This is a genomic window from Kitasatospora sp. NPDC085895, assembly GCF_040702125.1.
GTDB classification, from domain to species: domain Bacteria; phylum Actinomycetota; class Actinomycetes; order Streptomycetales; family Streptomycetaceae; genus Kitasatospora; species Kitasatospora arboriphila.
On the sequence record NZ_JBFBJY010000024.1, the window covers coordinates 59279 to 77363 of the forward strand.

At 75.4% G+C, this 18085-nt stretch carries 15 protein-coding genes; 9 read left to right on the forward strand and 6 right to left on the reverse strand.

Features of this window, described 5'->3' with window-relative positions:
- Window positions 1-56 precede the first annotated feature (56 nt).
- The 6 genes from AB0442_RS17695 to AB0442_RS17720 all read right to left on the reverse strand — a co-directional run bounded on the left by AB0442_RS17695 (window position 57) and on the right by AB0442_RS17720 (window position 6515).
- On the reverse strand, window positions 57-1256 hold the full coding sequence (locus AB0442_RS17695; protein WP_366163794.1) for a glycosyltransferase family 4 protein: 1200 nt from the start codon (window positions 1254-1256) through the stop codon (window positions 57-59).
- Window positions 1253-2455, reverse strand: a complete 1203-nt coding sequence (locus AB0442_RS17700) for an ABC transporter ATP-binding protein (RefSeq protein ID WP_366163796.1) — start codon at window positions 2453-2455, stop codon at window positions 1253-1255. The genes AB0442_RS17695 and AB0442_RS17700 overlap by 4 nt, the downstream gene beginning before the upstream one ends.
- Window positions 2445-3341, reverse strand: coding sequence for an ABC transporter permease (locus AB0442_RS17705; protein ID WP_366163798.1), 897 nt, complete (start codon window positions 3339-3341; stop codon window positions 2445-2447). The genes AB0442_RS17700 and AB0442_RS17705 overlap by 11 nt, the downstream gene beginning before the upstream one ends.
- 174 nt (window positions 3342-3515) lie before the next feature.
- Entirely contained in the window at window positions 3516-4178 is a 663-nt protein-coding gene (locus AB0442_RS17710; RefSeq protein WP_366163800.1) for a thiol:disulfide interchange protein DsbA/DsbL, read from the reverse strand.
- Window positions 4179-4296: 118 nt separating this feature from the next.
- Window positions 4297-5190: an SPFH domain-containing protein gene (locus AB0442_RS17715; protein WP_366163801.1), complete on the reverse strand. Its 894-nt coding sequence runs from the start codon at window positions 5188-5190 to the stop codon at window positions 4297-4299.
- Window positions 5191-5393: 203 nt separating this feature from the next.
- Window positions 5394-6515, reverse strand: coding sequence for a glycosyltransferase family 4 protein (locus tag AB0442_RS17720; RefSeq protein WP_366163803.1), 1122 nt, complete (start codon window positions 6513-6515; stop codon window positions 5394-5396).
- Between the two features lie 365 nt (window positions 6516-6880).
- Between AB0442_RS17720 and AB0442_RS17725 the strand changes: the two genes are divergently transcribed.
- From AB0442_RS17725 to AB0442_RS17765, 9 genes are all read left to right on the forward strand, one after another.
- Complete coding sequence (locus AB0442_RS17725) at window positions 6881-8017, forward strand: glycosyltransferase family 4 protein (protein ID WP_366163804.1); 1137 nt, start codon at window positions 6881-6883, stop codon at window positions 8015-8017.
- Window positions 8018-8512: 495 nt separating this feature from the next.
- Complete coding sequence (locus AB0442_RS17730; protein WP_366163806.1) at window positions 8513-10339, forward strand: AAA family ATPase; 1827 nt, start codon at window positions 8513-8515, stop codon at window positions 10337-10339.
- On the forward strand, window positions 10336-11430 hold the full coding sequence (locus tag AB0442_RS17735; protein WP_366163808.1) for a glycosyltransferase: 1095 nt from the start codon (window positions 10336-10338) through the stop codon (window positions 11428-11430). The genes AB0442_RS17730 and AB0442_RS17735 overlap by 4 nt, the downstream gene beginning before the upstream one ends.
- A 61-nt stretch (window positions 11431-11491) precedes the next feature.
- On the forward strand, window positions 11492-12535 hold the full coding sequence (locus AB0442_RS17740; RefSeq protein WP_366163809.1) for a GNAT family N-acetyltransferase: 1044 nt from the start codon (window positions 11492-11494) through the stop codon (window positions 12533-12535).
- On the forward strand, window positions 12535-14127 hold the full coding sequence (locus AB0442_RS17745; RefSeq protein ID WP_366163810.1) for a hypothetical protein: 1593 nt from the start codon (window positions 12535-12537) through the stop codon (window positions 14125-14127). Before AB0442_RS17740 ends, AB0442_RS17745 begins: the two co-directional genes overlap by 1 nt.
- A complete protein-coding gene (locus AB0442_RS17750; RefSeq protein WP_366163812.1) occupies window positions 14124-15323 on the forward strand; it encodes a DegT/DnrJ/EryC1/StrS family aminotransferase in 1200 nt (399 codons plus the stop codon). The genes AB0442_RS17745 and AB0442_RS17750 overlap by 4 nt, the downstream gene beginning before the upstream one ends.
- A 206-nt stretch (window positions 15324-15529) precedes the next feature.
- Entirely contained in the window at window positions 15530-15973 is a 444-nt protein-coding gene (mscL, locus tag AB0442_RS17755; RefSeq protein ID WP_366163814.1) for a large conductance mechanosensitive channel protein MscL, read from the forward strand.
- Between the two features lie 293 nt (window positions 15974-16266).
- Complete coding sequence (locus tag AB0442_RS17760; RefSeq protein ID WP_366163815.1) at window positions 16267-16908, forward strand: DUF6643 family protein; 642 nt, start codon at window positions 16267-16269, stop codon at window positions 16906-16908.
- 163 nt (window positions 16909-17071) lie between these two features.
- Window positions 17072-17965 (forward strand): MOSC N-terminal beta barrel domain-containing protein, encoded by an 894-nt coding sequence (locus AB0442_RS17765; RefSeq protein WP_366163817.1) that lies wholly within the window; start codon window positions 17072-17074, stop codon window positions 17963-17965.
- The last annotated feature ends 120 nt before the right edge of the window (window positions 17966-18085 follow it).

Genomic DNA, 18085 nt, shown 5'->3' on the forward strand with positions numbered 1-18085 from the left:
TTCGATCACAGGGAATGACCGGCCGGGTGCTCACCGTTCCCGGCAGGCCCGGTGGCTCACCGCCGTAGCAGGCGGAGCGCGGTGGGCTTGGCGAACTCGTACCTGGCCATCTGTTCGAGGTCGCGGAGCCAGCGGGTGGGGCCCGGCGGGGCGGCGAGCACTTCGAGGTAGAGCTGCTCGAAGGCGGAGGAGACGCTCTCCAGCGAGAAGCGGCCGACCACCCAGTCCCGTCCCCAGCGGCCGAGTTCGGTGCGGCGGCCGGGGTCGCCGAGGAGGCCGCGGAGCTGGTCGGCGAGCGGACCGGGATCGCGGCTGCCGTCGCCCCAGCCGTACATGCAGCGGGAGGCGTGCGGTTCGACGAGCGGGCCGGGTTCGTGGACGGCGGTGTAGCCGGCTGCGCCGTGCACGACGACGGGCTTGGCGAAGGCGAGTCCGCGCAGGGCGGAGCCGCCCATGCCGAGGACGATGTCGGCGGCGGCGTAGGCGGGCCGCGGATCGGCCAGCTGGCCCGGGACGAGGACGGCTTCGCGGCCGAGGGCGGCGTTGGCCTCGGCGGCGCCGGCGCGCAGCCGGTCCAGGCTGGGGCCTGCGCCGACGATCGCGAGGCGGACCCGGGGGTCGTCGAGGGCACGGACGGCGGCGACGGTGAGTTCGGCGCCGGCGTCCTTCTCCAGGTCGGGTACCAGGCGGGTGACGATGGCGAGCAGCAACTCCTCGTCGTCGATGCCGTGTTCGCGGCGCCAGGCGGCGCCGTCGGCCTGGCCGGGGGCGTCGGTGGCCGTGTTGACGGGCGGCTCGACGAGTCGGACGTCGCGGTGGCCGAAGGCCCGGCCGTCGCCCATGAGGGCGCCGAGGCCGAGGACGAGCGGCTGGTGCCGGGGCATGCCGCGCAGCATCCGGATGCCGTAGAAGGTGGTGACGACGGGGATCCGGCCGAGCCTGCCGGGCCCGAAGAAGCCGTTGCGGGCGGCGCGGACCTCCCAGGCGTGGATCAGTTCGCTGCCGTGCTCGTCCGCCAGCCTCCGCATCCTGCGGCGGACTTCGGCGTGCGGGGTGTCCGGGCCGCCGGCGACCACGACGTCGAGGCCGTGCCCGGCGGCGACGCCGAGGAGGGGGGCGTCGCCGGCCACGCCCTGGGCGAAGAGCACCGGGTCGTGGCCGCGGTCGCGCAGGGTGCGGGCGATGTCGACGGCGTTCAGCTGCGCCCCGCCGAGGGCCAGGTTGTTCAGGTGCACCAGCACTCTGACGGGTCTCACCGCGGTGACTCCTCCCAGTGGTGCGGGACGAAGACCGGCGCGGCCAGCACCACGGCCCGCGGCGGGGTGTCCAGCACGGGACCGAACACGTCGAACTGTCCGACGGAGTGCCAGCTCATCAGGGTGCCGCCGTCGGTCTTGCCGATGGAGTAGACGCCCGCCCAGAGGGTGTAGCGGCCGCGGGGCAGCGGGAGGCGGGGTATCACGCAGGCGACGTGGTGGTCCTCGCCGGTGAGCCGGATCTCGTGGCTGATCTGGAAGATCGGGCTGGAGGTGCCCTCGCTGACGCCGAGGTGCAGGGTGGCGTCGCCGCGGTAGTCGCCGCCGAGGGTGAGTTCGACGGTTATCGGCTCGTCGGTGGTGAGGTTCTCCCGGTCCTCGCCGGCGAGTTCGTACTTGAGCAGCTGGAGCGGCTCGCCGGAGCGGGCGGAGGCCTCGGACTGGGCCTCGATGGAGTCCCGGTAACCGGCCAGGGCGTCCTTGATCCCGGCGTCGACCCGGACGGTGCCCTGCTCCAGCCAGACGCCGCGGCGGCAGATCGACTGCACGGCCGGCAGGTCGTGGGAGACGAAGACGATGGTGGTGCCCTGTTCGGCGACCTCGCGCATCCGGTCGAGGCAGCGCTGCTGGAAGACGGCGTCGCCGACGGCGAGCACCTCGTCGACGAGCAGGACGTGCGGCTCCAGGTAGGCGGCGACGGCGAAGCCGAGGCGCATCTGCATGCCGGAGGAGTAGAACTTGACCTGCCTGTCGATGGCGCCGCCGAGCCGCGCGAACTCGACGATGTCGTCGAAGCGGGAGGCGACCTCGCGGCGCTTGAGGCCGAGCAGCGCGCCGAACAGGTAGACGTTCTCCCGGCCGGTGAGGTCGGGGTGGATGCCGGCCCGGATCTCGATCAGGGCGCCGATCCGTCCGCGGACGTCGATGACGCCGCCGTACGGGTACATCACCCGGGTCAGCATCTTGAGCAGGGTGGACTTGCCGGAGCCGTTGGAGCCGATCAGGCCGACGGACTCGCCGGGTTCGATGTGCAGGTTGATGTCGCGCAGGGCCCAGCGCCAGTCCTCGCCGCGGCCGCCGCGCAGCCGGCGGGCCGTCGACTCGACCTTGTCGCGCAGCAGCATCCGCTGCTGGTCGGCCCTGAACCGCTTCCAGACGTGCTCGGTGCGGATGGTGCCCGGCTCGTGCTCACGCGACATCGGCGATCCCCGTTTCCAGCTTCTTGAAGAACAGGTAGCCGCCAACCAGGAAGACCAGCGAGGAGACCGCGGCGACGACGGTGAGCCGGGCGTCGGGGGCCTGGCCGTACAGCAGGGCGCGGCGGTAGCCCTCGATGACGGCGCCGAGCGGGTTGACGCCGCAGTAGACTTCCTGCAGCCGGACGGGGATCCGGGCCAGCGGGTACGCGACCGGGGTCGCGAAGACGCCCATCTGCGTGATGATCGGCAGCAGGTGGCGGACGTCCCGCAGGTAGACGACGGCGACGGAGAGGATCAGGGCGACGCCGTAGGTGAAGGCGAACTGGATCGCGAGCAGCGGCAGCACCCACAGGGCGGTCGCGGCGGGGGCCGTCCAGGTGGCCAGGAAGAGCACGGCGAGCACGCCGACGCCGATGAGCATGTCGACGGAGGCGACCAGCATGGTGGCCAGCGGGAAGACCTCGCGCGGGCAGTACACCTTGTTGAGCAGGCTCAGGTTGTTTGCGAGGCTGAGCGCGCCCTGGTTCATGGTGTTGCTGAAGAACTGCCAGACGATCAGGCCGACGTAGGCGAACAGCGGGTAGGACACCCCACCGGTGTCGATCTTGACGGCGCGGTGGAAGACCAGGGTGAAGATGGCGCACAGCGCGAGCGGGGTGAGTACCGCCCAGGCGAAGCCGAGCACGGCCTGCTTGTAGCGGGCGCGCAGGTCGCGCTCGGCGAGGGCGCGGACGAGTTCGCGGGCGGCCCAGAGTTCGCGGGCGGTCTGCGCCGGGCGCAGCCGCCGCTTGAAGAGCAGCTCCGGCGGGGGCCCTTCGGACACGGCGGGCCGGGCCGCCGTCCCCGTGCCGCGCCCGTCGACGACCTGCGCGCTGTGTCCCCCCACGGGCCCCCGCCCTCTCGCATGTGGCTGCCGGTGGGCCGCAGCTCAGGCGGTGCGACCCGGGCGTCCCACTCTGGCACAAGGTGTGCGCGCCAGGGGCTGGTTCGGTGAAGGTGGATCGGGTAGGGGCGGGCCGGATCCCGGGCCGTCGGCGGGCGGCGGCGCGGCCCGTCCGGGTCAGCGGTGTTCGACGAGGGTGTCCATGGCGTCCGGCATCCGTTCGACGCCGCCGGCGCCGGTGGGAGAGGTGCGGCCGGAGCCGACCAGGACGGTGGGGATCTCGGTGATGCGGTTGCGGGCCATCCGCCCGGGGGCGTCGGCGACCAGCCGGTCGACCTCCGGGGAGCGCCAGGCGGCGCGGAAGGCCGCGGAGTCCAGGCCCTGGGCGAGCGCCCAGGCGGCGGCGCCGGACTCGGTGGTGAGGTCCTCGTGGCGCTCGCGGACGGCCCGGAAGACCTCGGCCTGCAGCCGGTCGACGGCGCCGAGCCGCTCCAGCGTGTAGTAGAGCCGGGCGTGGCCGAGTTGGCGCTGCTCGTCGGGGCCGCCCTGCCAGACGGCGGGCACCCGGCGCAGCACGACGTCGTCGCGGTGCCGGGCCGCCCAGCGCTCCAGCGGCTGCTCGAACTGGGCGCAGTGCTTGCAGCCGTACCAGAAGAACTCGACGGCCTCCTGCCGCTCGGCGGCGGCGCGCTGCGGGTGGCCGGGGTGCGGCGCGTGGGCGGGGAGCAGTGCGTGGGCGCCCTCGCGCGGGGTGTCGGGGGCGGCGGCCGCGGCGGTGGCGCCGGGGGCCATCGCGGCGGTCGCGGCGAGCAGGGCGGTAGCGGTGCACAGCAGCTTCACGGCACCAGCCTGGCAGTGACGGTGCGTCAGTCTCCAGTCGAGGCGGGGCCGGTGGGGACGGATTCGCCCGATCGGCCGAGCAGTCGGCCGATCGGGCGGGCCGGGCTCACCGGCGGGGTCAGGCCTCGGGGGTGTGCTCGGTCTTCGTCAGGGCGGCGTGGTCGGGCGCCTCGGCGGGCCGCGGCAGCACCGGCGTCCCGGCCTGCTCCACCGCGGGCACCTCGGCGGCGGGCGCCGGAGCGGTCGTCGGGGCGGCACCGGCGGCGGCCTTGGCGCCGGCGTCGAAGAAGCGCAGCAGCTCGACCGGGAACGGCAGCACCAGGGTGGAGTTCTTCTCGGCGGCGACCTCGACGACGGTCTGCAGCAGGCGCAGCTGCAGGGCGGCCGGGGTGGCGTCCATGACGGTGGCGGCCTCGGCGAGCTTGGCGGCGGCCTGGTACTCGCCGTCGGCGGTGATGATGCGGGCGCGCCGCTCACGGTCGGCCTCGGCCTGGCGGGCCATCGAGCGCTTCATCGAGTCGGGCAGGGCGACGTCCTTGATCTCGACCCGGTCGATGTGCACGCCCCAGCCCACGGCCGGGCTCTCCAGCATGAGTTCGAGGCCGCGGTGCAGGTTCTCCCGGCCGGAGAGCAGGTCGTCGAGGTCGCTCTTGCCGATGATCGAGCGCAGCGAGGTCTGCGCGACCTGGGACATCGCGAACATGTAGTTCTGCACGTCGACGGTGGCCCGGATCGGCTCCACGACGCGGAAGTAGACCACGGCGTCGACCCGGACGGAGACGTTGTCCCGGGTGATGCCCTCCTGGGCCGGCACCGGCATGGTGATCACCTGGACGTTGACCTTGCGCATCCGGTCGACCAGCGGGATCAGCAGCGTCGGGCCGGGGCCGCGGACCTGCCCGCGGACCTGGCCGAGCCGGAAGACCACCCCGCGCTCGTACTGCTGGACGACCCGGACACCGGTCAGCATCCAGAGCAGACCGGCTCCGACGATGATCGCGAGTACTGCCATCGCGCACCTTCCCCCGTCGCGGCGCAGCCGTGCCGGGTCCGGAGTGGCCCCTGTCGCGCGGTGCGAGCCGCGCAGGCCAGTATGCGCGCACCCTGCGGCGGCGCACAGGCGGGGGCGGATTCGGCGGCGCACCCGTTCCGGACGGCGCGCCGGAGGCTTCCGGACGGTGCGCGGGACGCCCTCAGACGGTGTGCGGGACGCCCTCAGACGGTGCGTCGGGAGCCGCGGCGGGCGGTCTCGGCGAGCAGGCCCTGCCAGGCGTCGGCGACCACGGCGAGGTCGAAGCGCTCTAGCGCGTGCCGGCGGGCGGCGGCGCCCAGCGCGCCGTGCGCATCCGCGAGCAGCTTCTCGACGGCGCCGGCCAGGGCGGCCGCGTCACCGGGCGGGACGAGCCTGCCGGTGACGCCGTCCCGGACGACGTCACGGACCCAGCCGACGTCGGTGGCGACGGCGGGCAGGCCCGCGAGCGCGGCCTCCACCAGCACCCCGGGCACGCCCTCGCTGTCGCTGGTGAGCACCAGGGCGTCGGCGGCCCGGTAGAGCGGGGCGGGATCGGTGAGCGCACCGAGGAAGTGCGCCCGGCCGGTGGTGTCGCGGGCGGCCGCCTCGGCGCGCAGCGGGCCGTCGCCCGCCACCGCGAGGTGGACGCCGGGCAGCAGGGCGAGGGCGTCCAGCGCGAGGTCGGGCCGCTTCTCGCGGGCGAGCGCGCCGACCCAGGCGAGCAGCGGGCCCTCGGCGGGCAGGCCGAGGGCGGCGCGGGCGGCCTGCCGGTCGGCCTCGTCCGCCGCGGGCGGGTAGCGGTCGGCGGCACGGCCGTTGGGAATGGTGCGGACGCTGCGGGCGGGCAGCCGGTAGTGGTCGAGCAGGACCTCGCGGGCCCCGTCGGAGATCGCGGCCACGGCGGCGGCACGGCGCAGCAGCAGGCCGGTGCGGAGCCGGCGGACCGGGGAGGCCGCCCAGTGCCGCGGGTCTCCGATGTTGACGTAGACGAACGGGGTGCGGCTGCCGAACAGGGCTGCGGCGCAGGCCGGCAGGGTGGAGGAGCCGTGGGCGACGACCACGTCGGCGCGGCGGGCGGCGGCGCGCAGCGCCCGCAGGGTGGCCGGGTGGTAGCGGCCCGGACCGAGCGGCTCGGCGTCCCCGACGGCGGTGGCATCGGGGGCACCGGGGGCGTCGGGGTGCGGTTGGAGGGAGCGCAGCTCGGAGCCGTGGCCGCGGCGGAGCAGTTCGGCGTGCAGGTCGCGGGCGAGGTTCTGGGCGCCGCGCCGCCGAGGGTCGGTGACCAGGTGCAGGACGGCGGGACGCGCGGACTCGGCGGCTGGCATCCCCCGACCCTGGCACAGCCCGCCCACCGCCCGCAGGCGTTCGGAGTAGCGAGCGCTGACCCAGGGGCGCGGGGAACTGCGCAGTTCGGATGTGGCTCGCCGTACGAATCTGGGCCGGCCCCGTCTGTTGTCGTAACCGTCCCCGGATTGCGCAGTTCTCCCCCGGCCTTCGGCCGGGAGGTGCCCCCACGCGCCCCTGAGGTGCTGCCCGCTCCCGCCCGGGGCGTGCGGTGCGGCGTCGTCGCGGTTTTCCTGGCGGAGGCGGGCCGGGGCTGGGATGCTGAGCGCCTGTCAGGGCGCGGGACGGACGGGAGACCTGCCGCGCCGGTGTTCCCGGGGGGGTCGCTGCTGTGCATGTGCTCTATGTGATCGACAGCCTGCACCGGATCGGCGGTGCCGAGCAGGGCCTGGCCGCGATGGCCCCGCACCTGGTGCGTTCGGGCGTGCGCCTGGACGTCGCGTACCTCAAGGAGTCGCCGGGGGGCTTCCAGCCGGAGCTGGTGGCGGCGGGTGCGCGGGTGTTCGGGGTGCACGGGTCGGGTCGGGCCGGGCGGGCGGCGGCGCTGCGTCGGCTGGTCCGCGAGCACCGGCCGGACCTGGTGCACACCACGCTGTACGAGGCGGACGTGCTGGGCCGGGCGGCGGCGCTGGCCGCGGGCACCCCGGTGGTGTCGAGCCTGGTGAACTCCTCGTACGGACCGGAGCACCTGCACGCGCGCGGGTTGTCGCCGTGGAAGGTGCGGGCGGCGCAGGCCGTGGACGCGGCGACGGCGCAGGGCACCCGGCGCTTCCACGCCCTGACCCGGCACGTCGCCTCGTCGATGGCGCGGCGGCTGCGGGTCCCGTCGGACCGGATCGACGTGGTGCCGCGCGGCCGCGATCCGGAGCTGCTGGGCTCGGTGACGCCGGAGCGGCGGGCGGCGGTGCGGGCCGCGCTGGGCCTGGCGCAGGACACCCCGGTGGTGCTGGCGGCCGCCCGGCAGCAGTACCAGAAGGGGTTGGACGTGCTGGTGGAGGCGTTCGCGGGGGTGCGCCGGCAGGTGCCGGAGGCGGTGCTGCTGCTGGCGGGCAGCCCGGGCGCGGAGACCGCCCGGTTGGAGGCGTTGGCGGGGCGGGCCGGGCAGGTGCGCTTCCTGGGCCCGCGCGGCGACGTGTACGACCTGATGGCGGCCTCGGACGCGTTCGCGGTGCCCTCCCGGTGGGAGGGGCTGGGCAGTGCGGCGATGGAGGCGATGGGGGTCGGGGTCCCGCTGGTGTGCGCGGACGTCCCGGCGCTGCGGGAGACCGTCGGCTCGGAGGACTACGCGCTGCTGGTGCCGCCGGAGCGGCCGGCCGAGCTGGCGGCGGCGCTGGTGTCGGCGCTGGACGACCGGGCGGCGGCGCGGGTGCGGGTGAAGGCGGCCCGGGCCCGGTTCCTCACCTCGTTCACGCTGGCGCAGGTCTGCGGGCAGATGGTCGGCTTCTACGAGCGGTCGCTGCGCCGGGTACCGGCCGGCCGCTGAGGCCGCGCCGGGCCACACCGGGCCACACCGGGCCTGTGCCGAAGTGCCGCCCCGCGCACCGGAGTTGACATGCCACGGAAAGCGGACAAAGCCGCCGCAACCATGGCAGGGCGCGCGGGAGGGCCGAAATGCGCCCCGCCGAGAATCGCCAAAGCGCTTGCGCCCCAGGTCCGGGACGGCAAGCATCGCAGGGGGAAGCGGGCTGCCGGGGGGGCACGGCGATCCGCGCGAGGCATCCGGGCCGGGGCGGCCGGGTGGGTGACGCCGTCAGGGGGCCCGATGTCACAACGACTGCCACGACGCGCCGTCCTGCCGGACGGTCCGCGCCGGTCCACCGCGTTACCGGCCGCCGCCACCTGATCGCGTCCTCCCCCGGCCCGGCGCCGGGGGGCCGCCGCACTCGACCCTGCCGCACCCGGCGGCACCGGGGTCCGCCGAGGCGGGCCGGACCGGTGTCCCGCGTGCCCGCACCACGATCGCGAGGGGAACCAACCGGTGGAACCGGCAAACCACTTCACCGTCCTGCGGCGTTACTGGCGGCTGCTCGTCGGCTGCACCCTCGCCGCGCTGATCATCGGCTTCCTGCTGACGCCGGCGGGCGACGCCGTGGACGACGGCAAGTGGCAGTGCAAGGTGGCGATCACCCCGGTGGCCGGTGCCGGCGAATCCGTCCGGGCCGATCAGGTGCTGAGCTACGCGCAGGGCTCGGACGTGACGACCACCGCAGCGAAGAAGCTCCACGTCACGGACGTGGCCGCGCTCGCCGCCCGGCGCACCGTCACCGCGGCCTCCACCCAGATGCTGGTCTTCACCACCACCGGCCCCACCCAGCAGTCCTGCACCGACCTGGCCGCGGCGCTGTCCGACGCCACCATCACGGGCTACGGCCAGGAGTCGAAGAAGAGCGCCGACGAGTCGATCAAGCGCCTCCAGGCGCAGGCCGACACCCAGCAGGAGCAGGTCAACAACCTGCAGCACGCCTTCACCAAGGCGGGCTCCGCCGACCAGCCGAAGCTCCAGCCGCAGCTGACGGCCGCGCTCAACGCGCTCACCAAGACGCTCACCGACATCAGCACCCTGCAGAACTACAGCCAGACCGACGCGATCCAGCAGTGGGGCAGCATCGACGCCAAGGAGGCCGGCGGCAGCCTGCTCAGCTCGCCCAGCCGCGGCGTGCGCCTCACCCTGGCGGTGGTGCTCGGCCTCGCGCTCGGCGTCGTCGCCGCGGTGATGCTCAGCCGGATGGACACCCGGCTGCGGACCCGCAACACCACCGAGGAGGCGTTCAACCTGCCGGTGATCGGCGAGATCCCGCAGCTCTCCCGGCGGCTGCGCCGGCTGCGGGGTCCGCTGGTGGTGGCCCGCCCGTCCGACCCGGCGGCCGAGGCCTACCGCTCGCTGCGCTCGACCCTGCTGCTCACCGGTCCGGAGTCGCTGTCGGGCCGGCCCGGCGCCGAGCCGGCCGCCCGGGGCCGTGGCGGTCCCGCGCCGGTGATCCTGGTGATGTCCGGGCGCAGCGGGGACGGCCGCACCACCACCGTCGCCAACCTGGCGGCCGCGCTGGCCGAGACCGGCCGCGGGGTGCTGGTGCTCGACTGCGACTTCCGGCACCCGCAGACCCATCTGCACTTCGGCGTCGGCGGCGGTCCGGGCATGGCCGAACTCCTCAGCGGCGAACGGCTGTCGGCGCTGGACGACCTGATCCGCGAGACCGGCACCGAGGGGGTGCGGCTGATCACCGGAGGCAACACCACCGCGTACCCGGCGGCGCTGGTGCTGCGGGCCGGCGAGGTGCTGCGGCGGGCCCGCGAGCACGCCGACGTGGTGCTGATCGACACCTCGCCGCTGCTGCACGCCAACGACGCCTACGACCTCGTGCAGCACGCCGACGCGGTGCTGGTGACGGCGATGGCCGGCAACGTGACGCCGGAGCAGGCCGACCGGGTCTCCGAGCTGCTGGCCCGTACCGGTGTGCCGGTCGCCGGGGTGGCGCTGCTCGGCACGATCGGCCCCTCCGGGCGCCGGTTGAAGCGGGACGGGCTGCGCACCGGTGCGCTGCTGGTGGGCCGCACGGCCACCGCCTCCGCGCGGTCCGAGGAGGGCCGCCGCTCCCCCGCCGCGGCGCGCGGGGCGGCTGCCGGCCGGCCGGAGCCCGCCGAGCGGCCGGCACCGCCCGCACCGCCCGCGCCGGTCGCGCCGGTCGCGCCGGTCGCGCCGGTCGCCGAGGAGCACCACCGGGCGGCGCCGAGCTGGGCGCGCCGGCCCGGCGGCGAGTCGGTGGTCGAGACGACGCTGCAGCTGCGCGAAATCGAGGAGCGGTGAGCGGCCGCCGGCGGGTGCTCTGGCTGGCCAAGGGCCTCGGCCGGGGCGGCGCCGAGCAGTTGCTGCTCAACTGCGCCCGGCACGCCGACACCGGGCGGTACGAGATCGAGGTGGCCTACGTGCTGCCGTACAAGGACGCCCTGGTGCCCGCGCTGGAGGCGGCCGGGGTGCGGGTGCACTGCCTGGGCGGCGCGCCGGGTGCGCTCTGGCCGGTGCGGCTGCGCCGGCTGCTCGCCGAGCGCCGCTACGACCTGGTGCACTCGCACATGCCGATCCCGGCGGTGGCGGCCCGGCTGCTGGCGGTCGGCCGGCGGGCGCCGCGGCTGGTGCACACCGAGCACAACGTCTGGGAGCGGTACCGGACGGCCACCCGCTGGGCCAACGCGCTGACGTACCGGCGCAACGACGCGGTGGTGGCGGTCTCGCACGCGGTGGCGGCGACGATCGCCCGGCGGCGTCCGGACGAGGGCTGGGTCACCGTGGTGCACCACGGCCCGGACCTGGCGGGCGCCCCCGAGGGGCCGGCCGCCCGGGCCGCCGCCCGCGCCGCGCTCGGCCTGCCGGCGGACGCACCGGTGGTCGGCACGGTCGGCAACCTGACCGCCAAGAAGGACCAGGCCACCCTGCTCGCCGCCTTCGAGCTGCTGCGCCGCGAGCACCCCTCGGCGGCGCTGGTGCTGATCGGCGCCGGGCCGCTGGAGGCCGAGCTGCGGGCCCGGGCCGGCGGGGGCGTGGTGTTCGCCGGTTCCCGGCCGGACGTGCCGGCGCTGCTGCCCGCGCTGGACGTGTTCACCCTGAGCTCCCGCCAGGAGGGCCTGCCGGTGGCCCTGATGGAGGCGATGGCCAGCGGCCTGCCGCCGGTGGTGACCCGGGTCGGCGGGATGCCGGAGGTGGTGGACGACGGCGTCGAGGGGCTGTTGGTGCCGCCGGGCGACCCGGCGGCACTGGCCGGCGCGCTCGGCCGGCTGGCCGCCGACGAGGGGCTGCGCGAGCGGTTCGGGAAGGCCGCCCGGGAGCGGTCCCGGACCTTCGACACGGCCGGGGCGCAGCGCGCGATCGAGCAGGTGTACGCCCGGGTGCTGGCCCGTTGACCGATGCGGTCACCGACCGGCAGCACCCGCCGAGCGAGACGACATGGAGCCGAAGACCCAGATGACCGAGTCAAGCGCCGGGCTGACGTACCGTCCGCTCGTGGACGCCGACACGCCCGCCGTGCTGGACCTGCTGACCGCCTCGCTGGCGGGCGGGCCGACCGGCACGCGCAGTGCCGAGTTCTTCGAGTGGAAGCACCGGCGGAACCCGTTCGGTGCGAGTCCGGGCCTGGTCGCCGAGGAGGCGGGCGGGCGGCTGGCCGGGGTGCGGCTGTTCCTGCGCTGGCAGTGGCAGGCGGGCGGGCGGACGGTGCCGGCCGTCCGGCCGGTGGACACCGCGACCCACCCGGAGTTCCAGGGCCGGGGGATCTTCCGCGATCTGACGCTGCGGCTGCTGGAGGAGGTCTCCGGCGACACCGAGCTGGTCTTCAACACGCCGAACGGCAACAGCCTGCCGGGTTACCTGAAGATGGGCTGGCTGGAGCTCGGCCGGGTGCCGATCGCCGTGCGGGTGGCCCGGCCGACGGCGTTCGCGCGCGGTGCGCGGGCGGCGCTGGCCCGCCGCGGGGCGGGTGCGGCGGGCCCGCCGGTGTGCTCGCTGCCCACCGCCGAGGACTGGTTCGCCGGCCCGCGGAAGGGGCTGGACGAGCTGCTGCGGGAGCGGGCGGCCGCGGACGTCACCGACACCCGGCTGGCCGTCCGGCGCACCGCGGACTTCCTGCGCTGGCGGTACGGCGACGCACCCGGCCTGGACTACCGGGTGCTGACCTGCCACCGCGGCGGCGAGCTGGCCGGGGTGGCGTTCGGCCGGCCGCGGCGGCGCGGGCCGCTGGCCGAGTTCACGCTCGCCGACGTGATCGTCCGGCCGGGCGACCGGGGCAGCGCGGCGCGGCTGCTGAAGCAGGCCGCGAAGGCGGGCTGCGACCACGTCGCGGGCCACCTCGCGGCGGGCACCGAGGCCGCCGCGGCCGCCCGGCGCAGCGGCTACCTGACGGCTCCGCGCACCGGGATGGTGCTGGCCGCCCGGTCCCCGTCCGGTCCGCTCACGGCGGGCCGGATCCCGGCCGACTGGCGGTTCAACCTGGGCGACCTGGAGGTCTTCTGATGGCCGCTCCGGCGGTCGCGGCGCGGCCGGCGGTGACGGCGGTGGCCGCACTGGCCCGGCGGGTGCCCTGGCCGTCGGCGGTGGCGGCCGCGCTGGTGGTCGGCTACGTGACGCTGTTCGTGCTGGCGATGGTGCACACCGGTTACGACACCTGGGGGGCGCTGCTGGTCCTGCCCGCGCTGATGGCGATCGGCACGCCGGTCCTGGCGCGGGTCGCCGCCGCCAACCCGGAGAAGGACGTCTTCCGGCTGCTGATGCTGGCGATGGCGCTCAAGCTGCTGTGCGCCTTCCCGCGGTACCTGATGGCCTTCGTGCTGTACGGCGGCGCGGCCGACGCCAAGATGTACCACCAGCGGGGCAGCGAGCTGGCGCTGTTCCTGGACACCCACAGCCCGCTCTCCGGGACGTTCCACTACGACCTGGGGATGAAGGTCGCCGGCACCGGCTTCATCATCATCGTGACCGGCGTGGTGTACGCGATCACCGGTCCGTCGCTGGTCGGCGGCTTCCTGGTGTTCTCCTGGCTGGGCTTCTGGGGTCTGCTGCTGTTCTGGCGGGCGCTGCAGATCGCCTTCCCCGAGGCGGACTCCCGGCGGTACGCGAAGCTGGTGTTCTTCCTGCCGTCGCTGCTGTTCTGGCCGTCCAGCATCGGCAAGGACGCCTGGATGATGTTCTGCCTGGGCCTGACCACCTACGGCGTGGCGCGGCTGCTGGACCGCCGGTTCGGCGCGTTCCTCTGCATCGCGCTGGGTTCGCTGGGCACCGGCATGGTCCGTCCGCACGTCACCGTGCTGGCCGGCGCGGGCCTGACGGTGGCGTACGTGCTGCGCCGGCGGCCGCAGCAGGTGAGCGCGCTGGGGCCGCTGCGCACGGTGCTCACCGTGGTGGTGCTGGGCGTGATGGTGATGCTGATGCTGCAGCAGGTGTCGACGTTCTTCGGGACGAGCGGCACCGGCGGCGACAGCGTGAACCAGGTGCTGTCGGAGACCTCGCGGCGCACCTCGCAGGGCGGGTCGGTGATCAACCAGGCGGCGGACGACGAGTCGCCGCAGTTCAGCCTGAATCCGGCGGGGCTGCCGGTGGCGGTGGTCAGCGTGCTGTTCCGGCCCTTCCCGTTCGAGGCGTCGAACGTGCAGAACCTGGTGCAGTCGGTGGAGTGCTTCGCGCTGCTGGTGATGTTCATCCGCAGCTGGCCGCGGCTGAGCCGGGTGCCGCGGTGGTTCCTGCGGCGCTCCTACGTCGCCTTCACGATCGTCTACACCCTGCTGTTCTGCTGGGCGTTCTCGACCATCAACAACATGGGCATCCTGTCCCGCGAACGCGTGCAGGTGCTGCCGTTGGTGCTGGTGCTGCTCGCCGTCCCGCGGCCGGACGGGGACCGCCCGCGGGTGCGGGCGCACTCCCGGCCGCCGCTGTGGCGGGTGCAGCCCGGCCAGTGGGGCGGCCGGCCCGCAGCACCTCCGGGCACAGCGGGGCCGCCCGGTGGTGCCGCGCCGTCCGGGCCGGCACCGCCCGACCCCGCCGCGGCGGCACCCGCCTCCGCGCGGACACCCGGCAACCGACCGACCCAGGGGGGATCGACCCGACCATGACGACCACCGACCTCGACACGCCCGCCGCCCTCGGCGGCACCCCGGCCTTCCCCGACGGCCTGCCGCTGACCCGGGTGAAGGTCCCGCACGCCGACGAGGCGCTGGCCCGGATCGCCGCGGTGCTGGAGAGCGGCCTGCTCACCAACGGGCGGACGGTCGCCGAACTGGAGGAGCGGGCCGCCGAGCTGCTGCGGGTGCCGCACGTGGTGGCGGTCTCCAACTGCACGGCCGGTCTGATGCTGGTGCTGCAGGCCGCGGGGGTGGGCGGCGGCCGGCCGGCGCTGATGCCCGGCTTCACCTTCTCGGCGACCGCGCACGCCGCGCACTGGGCGGGCGGCACCCCGCTGTTCGCGGAGGCCCGCGAACAGGACGTCACCCTCGACCCGGAGGACGCCGAGGCGCGGCTGAAGGCCGCCGACCGGCCGGCCGCGCTGATGGCCACCCACGTGTACGGCACCCCCTGCCAGGTGGAGCGGCTGCAGCAGGTCGCGGACGCGGCCGGGGTGCCGCTGGTCTACGACGCCGCGCACGGCTTCGGCAGCGCCCGCGGCGGGGTGCCGATCGGCGGCTTCGGGCTGGCGGAGGTGTTCTCGATGAGCCCGACGAAGGTGGCGGTGGCCGGTGAGGGCGGTCTGGTCGCCACCCGGGACGCCTCGCTCGCGGCGACCCTGCGCACCGCCCGCGACTACGGCAACCCGGGCGACTACGACACGCTCTTCCCCGGCCTGAACGCCCGGATGAGCGAGCTGCACGCGGCGGTCGGCCTGGCCTCGCTGACCGGCCTGCCCGAGCGGGTGGCGCACCGCGGGGCGCTGGTGGAGGTGTTCGCGGCCGCGGTGGCGGGGCTGCCGGGCCTGCGGCTCGCCCTGCCGGAGCCGGGCGACACCTCGACCTTCAAGGACCTGACGCTGATCGTGGACGCGGCCGCGTTCGGCCTCGGTGCCGCGGAGCTCGGCCGGGCGCTGAAGGCGGAGGGGGTGGACACCCGCCGCTACTTCTTCCCGCCGGTGCACCGCCAGCGCGCCTACGCGCACCTCGGGCAGGCCGGGACGCTGCCGCTGACGGACCGGCTGGCCGACTCGGTGCTGACGGTGCCGCTCTGGTCGCACATGGACGCCGCGACGGTGCGACGGGTGGCCGGGGCGGTGGTGAAGGTGCAGGCGCACGCCGATCGACTCCGGGCGGCCGGGATCTGACGGCCCGTGGGGTGTCGCGGGCGGGCCTGCGGGACCGTCCGCGGGCGCGGCCCGGCCCACCCGGAGCGCAACCCGGTACGACGACTGGGCGGAACGGGTGACGGCGGTTGGACCGAGCCGCCCCGGCCTCGGCAGGATGGCCGGCGGGGCCGAAGGGCCCGGCCGGCCGGGCCGGCGCGGCCCGACGCATTTCGAGGAGTCACCCGGTGTTCAAGGGATTCCGCAGCTTCCTGCTGCGCGGCAACGTCGTCGACCTGGCGGTCGGCATCGTCATCGGCGCGGCCTTCACGGCCGTGGTGACGGGCTTCGTGACGGCGTTCCTGACCCCGCTGATCGGCATCGCCAGCGGCGCGGTCGGCGACTACAGCAAGGAGTCCTTCAGCGTCGCGGGCACCGTGTTCCCGTACGGGGCGTTCCTGAACGCGCTGATCAGCTTCGTGCTGATCGCCGCGGTGATCTACTTCGCCGTGGTGGTGCCGGTCGGGCGGCTGCAGGCCCGCTTCGAGCCGCGCAAGGACGTGCCGGTGGCGAAGGCCGACTGCCCGGACTGCCTGAGCACGGTGCCGGTCGCGGCCGTCCGCTGCGCGCACTGCACGACGGAGCTGGCGGGCCGTCCCGGCTTCCCGACGCAGAGCGTACACGTCGGCTGACGTGCGGCTTCTCCGGCGGGTCCGGTCCCTCCGCGAGGCGGTCGGGCCCACCGGCGCGCGGTCCGCACCGCACGCCCTCCGGTTCGGACGGCCGAGGGTCCGGCGAACCGACGTCGGCGGTTCGCCGGGCGTTCGACCGGCGGTCAGGGGGGTCGGATGGCTTGAACCGGCCGACAATATGTCGGATTTGCACACTTTCGAGCGTTTCGATCGAGCGAAGACTGTGTGAACGGTCGAAATCCCACCTCTTCCACTCTCCTCAGCAGGCACGTTGTGGGCTTACGGTATGCCCCATGACCTCGCCCCGCTCCTACGACGGAGTCGGCTACCCCTCTCCGTCCTTCTCCTCCGGCACGCCCATCTACGACAGCCTCGTCGCAGAACGCGGTGTCCCGCAGATCGCGCCCATCAACGTGCCGGCGGCCCTGCCCCCGGCCACCTACGGCTCCGGCTACGGCAGCAACTACGGCAGTGGCTACGGCACCGGCTTCGACAGCCCGGTGAGCAGCCTGCCCGCGCTCCCGCCGGCCCGCCTCGCCCTGGGCCCCGGCCCCAGCAGCGGCCCCGCCACCTCGTACATCCCGGCGCAGACCGCGCCGTCGGTGTACGCGGCGGCCCCGCAGCCGGCCGTCCCCGGGTACGGCAGCCCGCAGCCCTACCTCCCCCCGCAGCGCCCGCAGGCGCCGGTCTCCCCCGCCCCCCAGGCCGGGTACCAGACCGGGCAGAGCTTCGGCGGCCAGAACGGCTTCGCGTCGGCGCCCTCGGGCATGTCCGGCCAGCAGTTCGGTGCGCAGGGCTTCGGCCAGGGCCCGCAGCAGGGTTTCGCCGACCAGAGCTTCGGCGGCAACCAGCTGCGCCCGGCCGCACCGGTCGCCCCGGTCCGTCCCGTCCAGCAGCAGTACCCCGGCCCCGCGTACTACCCGCAGGCCGGCTGACCGAAGCCGCACCACCCCCGGCGAACGAGGGCGCCGGGCGGAGCAAGGGCACGAGGTCTTCCTCTCCGGGGCCGTCCGGCCCGCCGTACCAGGCGGACCGGGCGGCCTCCGTCATTCCCGGCCGCGGCACCGGAGCACCGCCGCCGACTGGCAGGATGGGGGCATGCCGCAGCTGACCGCCCTCCACGTCTATCCCGTCAAGTCGACCTACCGGCTGAGCCCGGACAGCGCCGGGGTGGAGCCGTGGGGCCTCGCCGGCGACCGCCGCTGGATGCTCGCCGACCTTGCGGGCCGCGCCGTCACCCAGCGCGACGACCCCTCCCTGGGCCAGTACCGCACCCGGCCGCACGCCGACGGCTCACTGACCGTCACCGACCCCGACGGCGCGAGCATCCGCATCCCCGCACCGAGCGCCGCCGCCGGCGACCCGGCCGCGCAGGCCGACGTCTTCGGCACCTTCTTCCCCGCCGTGGAGGCCGCGAAGGAGGCACAGGTCTGGTTCGCCGACCGCCTCGGCGACGTCCGCCTGCTGCACCTCGACGACCCTGCCGGCAGCCGGCGGATCGACCCCGAGTACAGCCGGCCCGGCGAGACCACCAGCATGGCCGACGGCTTCCCGCTGCTGCTCGCCACCACCGCCTCGCTGGCCGCGCTCAACGAGCACCTCGCCGTCGACCACCCCGCCGGCGACCGGCGCGCCGAGCCGCTGCCGATGGAGCGCTTCCGCCCCAACCTGGTCGTCTCCGGCACCGAGCCGTGGGCCGAGGACGGCTGGCGGCGGATCCGGGTCGGTGAGGTGGTCTTCCGGGTCGCCAAGCCCTGCGGCCGCTGCGTGGTGACCACCACCGACCAGGAGACCGGCGAGCGCCGCGGCCCCGAGCCGCTGCTCGCGCTCGGCCGGCACCGCCGCTTCGGCAAGAAGCTCGTCTTCGGCCAGAACCTCGTCCCGGAGCGTCCCGAGGGCGTCACCGGCGACCTGCTCGGCACCCTGCGGGTCGGCGACGAGGTCACCGTGCTGGAGGAGGGCCCGCGGCCGCAGCCGGACGCCCGGCGCTGACCGGCACCGCGCCGTCGCCCACTCGTTGTAGTGCGCGGACGGCCCCCGCACCGCGGCCGGGGGCGCCCCCGCGGGCGGCCGACCATCGCAGGGCTCCGACGAAGGTGGGATGACAGACCG

What these genes read in the sequence shown, in the direction of transcription:
- AB0442_RS17700 (WP_366163796.1), bottom strand. Translation starts at nt 2,455, where the DNA reads ATGTCGCGTGAGCACGAGCCGGGCACCATCCGCACCGAGCACGTCTGG.
- AB0442_RS17715 (WP_366163801.1), bottom strand. Translation starts at nt 5,190, where the DNA reads ATGGCAGTACTCGCGATCATCGTCGGAGCCGGTCTGCTCTGGATGCTG.
- AB0442_RS17720 (WP_366163803.1), bottom strand. Translation starts at nt 6,515, where the DNA reads ATGCCAGCCGCCGAGTCCGCGCGTCCCGCCGTCCTGCACCTGGTCACC.
- AB0442_RS17740 (WP_366163809.1), top strand. Translation starts at nt 11,492, where the DNA reads ATGACCGAGTCAAGCGCCGGGCTGACGTACCGTCCGCTCGTGGACGCC.
- AB0442_RS17745 (WP_366163810.1), top strand. Translation starts at nt 12,535, where the DNA reads ATGGCCGCTCCGGCGGTCGCGGCGCGGCCGGCGGTGACGGCGGTGGCC.
- AB0442_RS17750 (WP_366163812.1), top strand. Translation starts at nt 14,124, where the DNA reads ATGACGACCACCGACCTCGACACGCCCGCCGCCCTCGGCGGCACCCCG.
- AB0442_RS17760 (WP_366163815.1), top strand. Translation starts at nt 16,267, where the DNA reads ATGACCTCGCCCCGCTCCTACGACGGAGTCGGCTACCCCTCTCCGTCC.
- AB0442_RS17765 (WP_366163817.1), top strand. Translation starts at nt 17,072, where the DNA reads ATGCCGCAGCTGACCGCCCTCCACGTCTATCCCGTCAAGTCGACCTAC.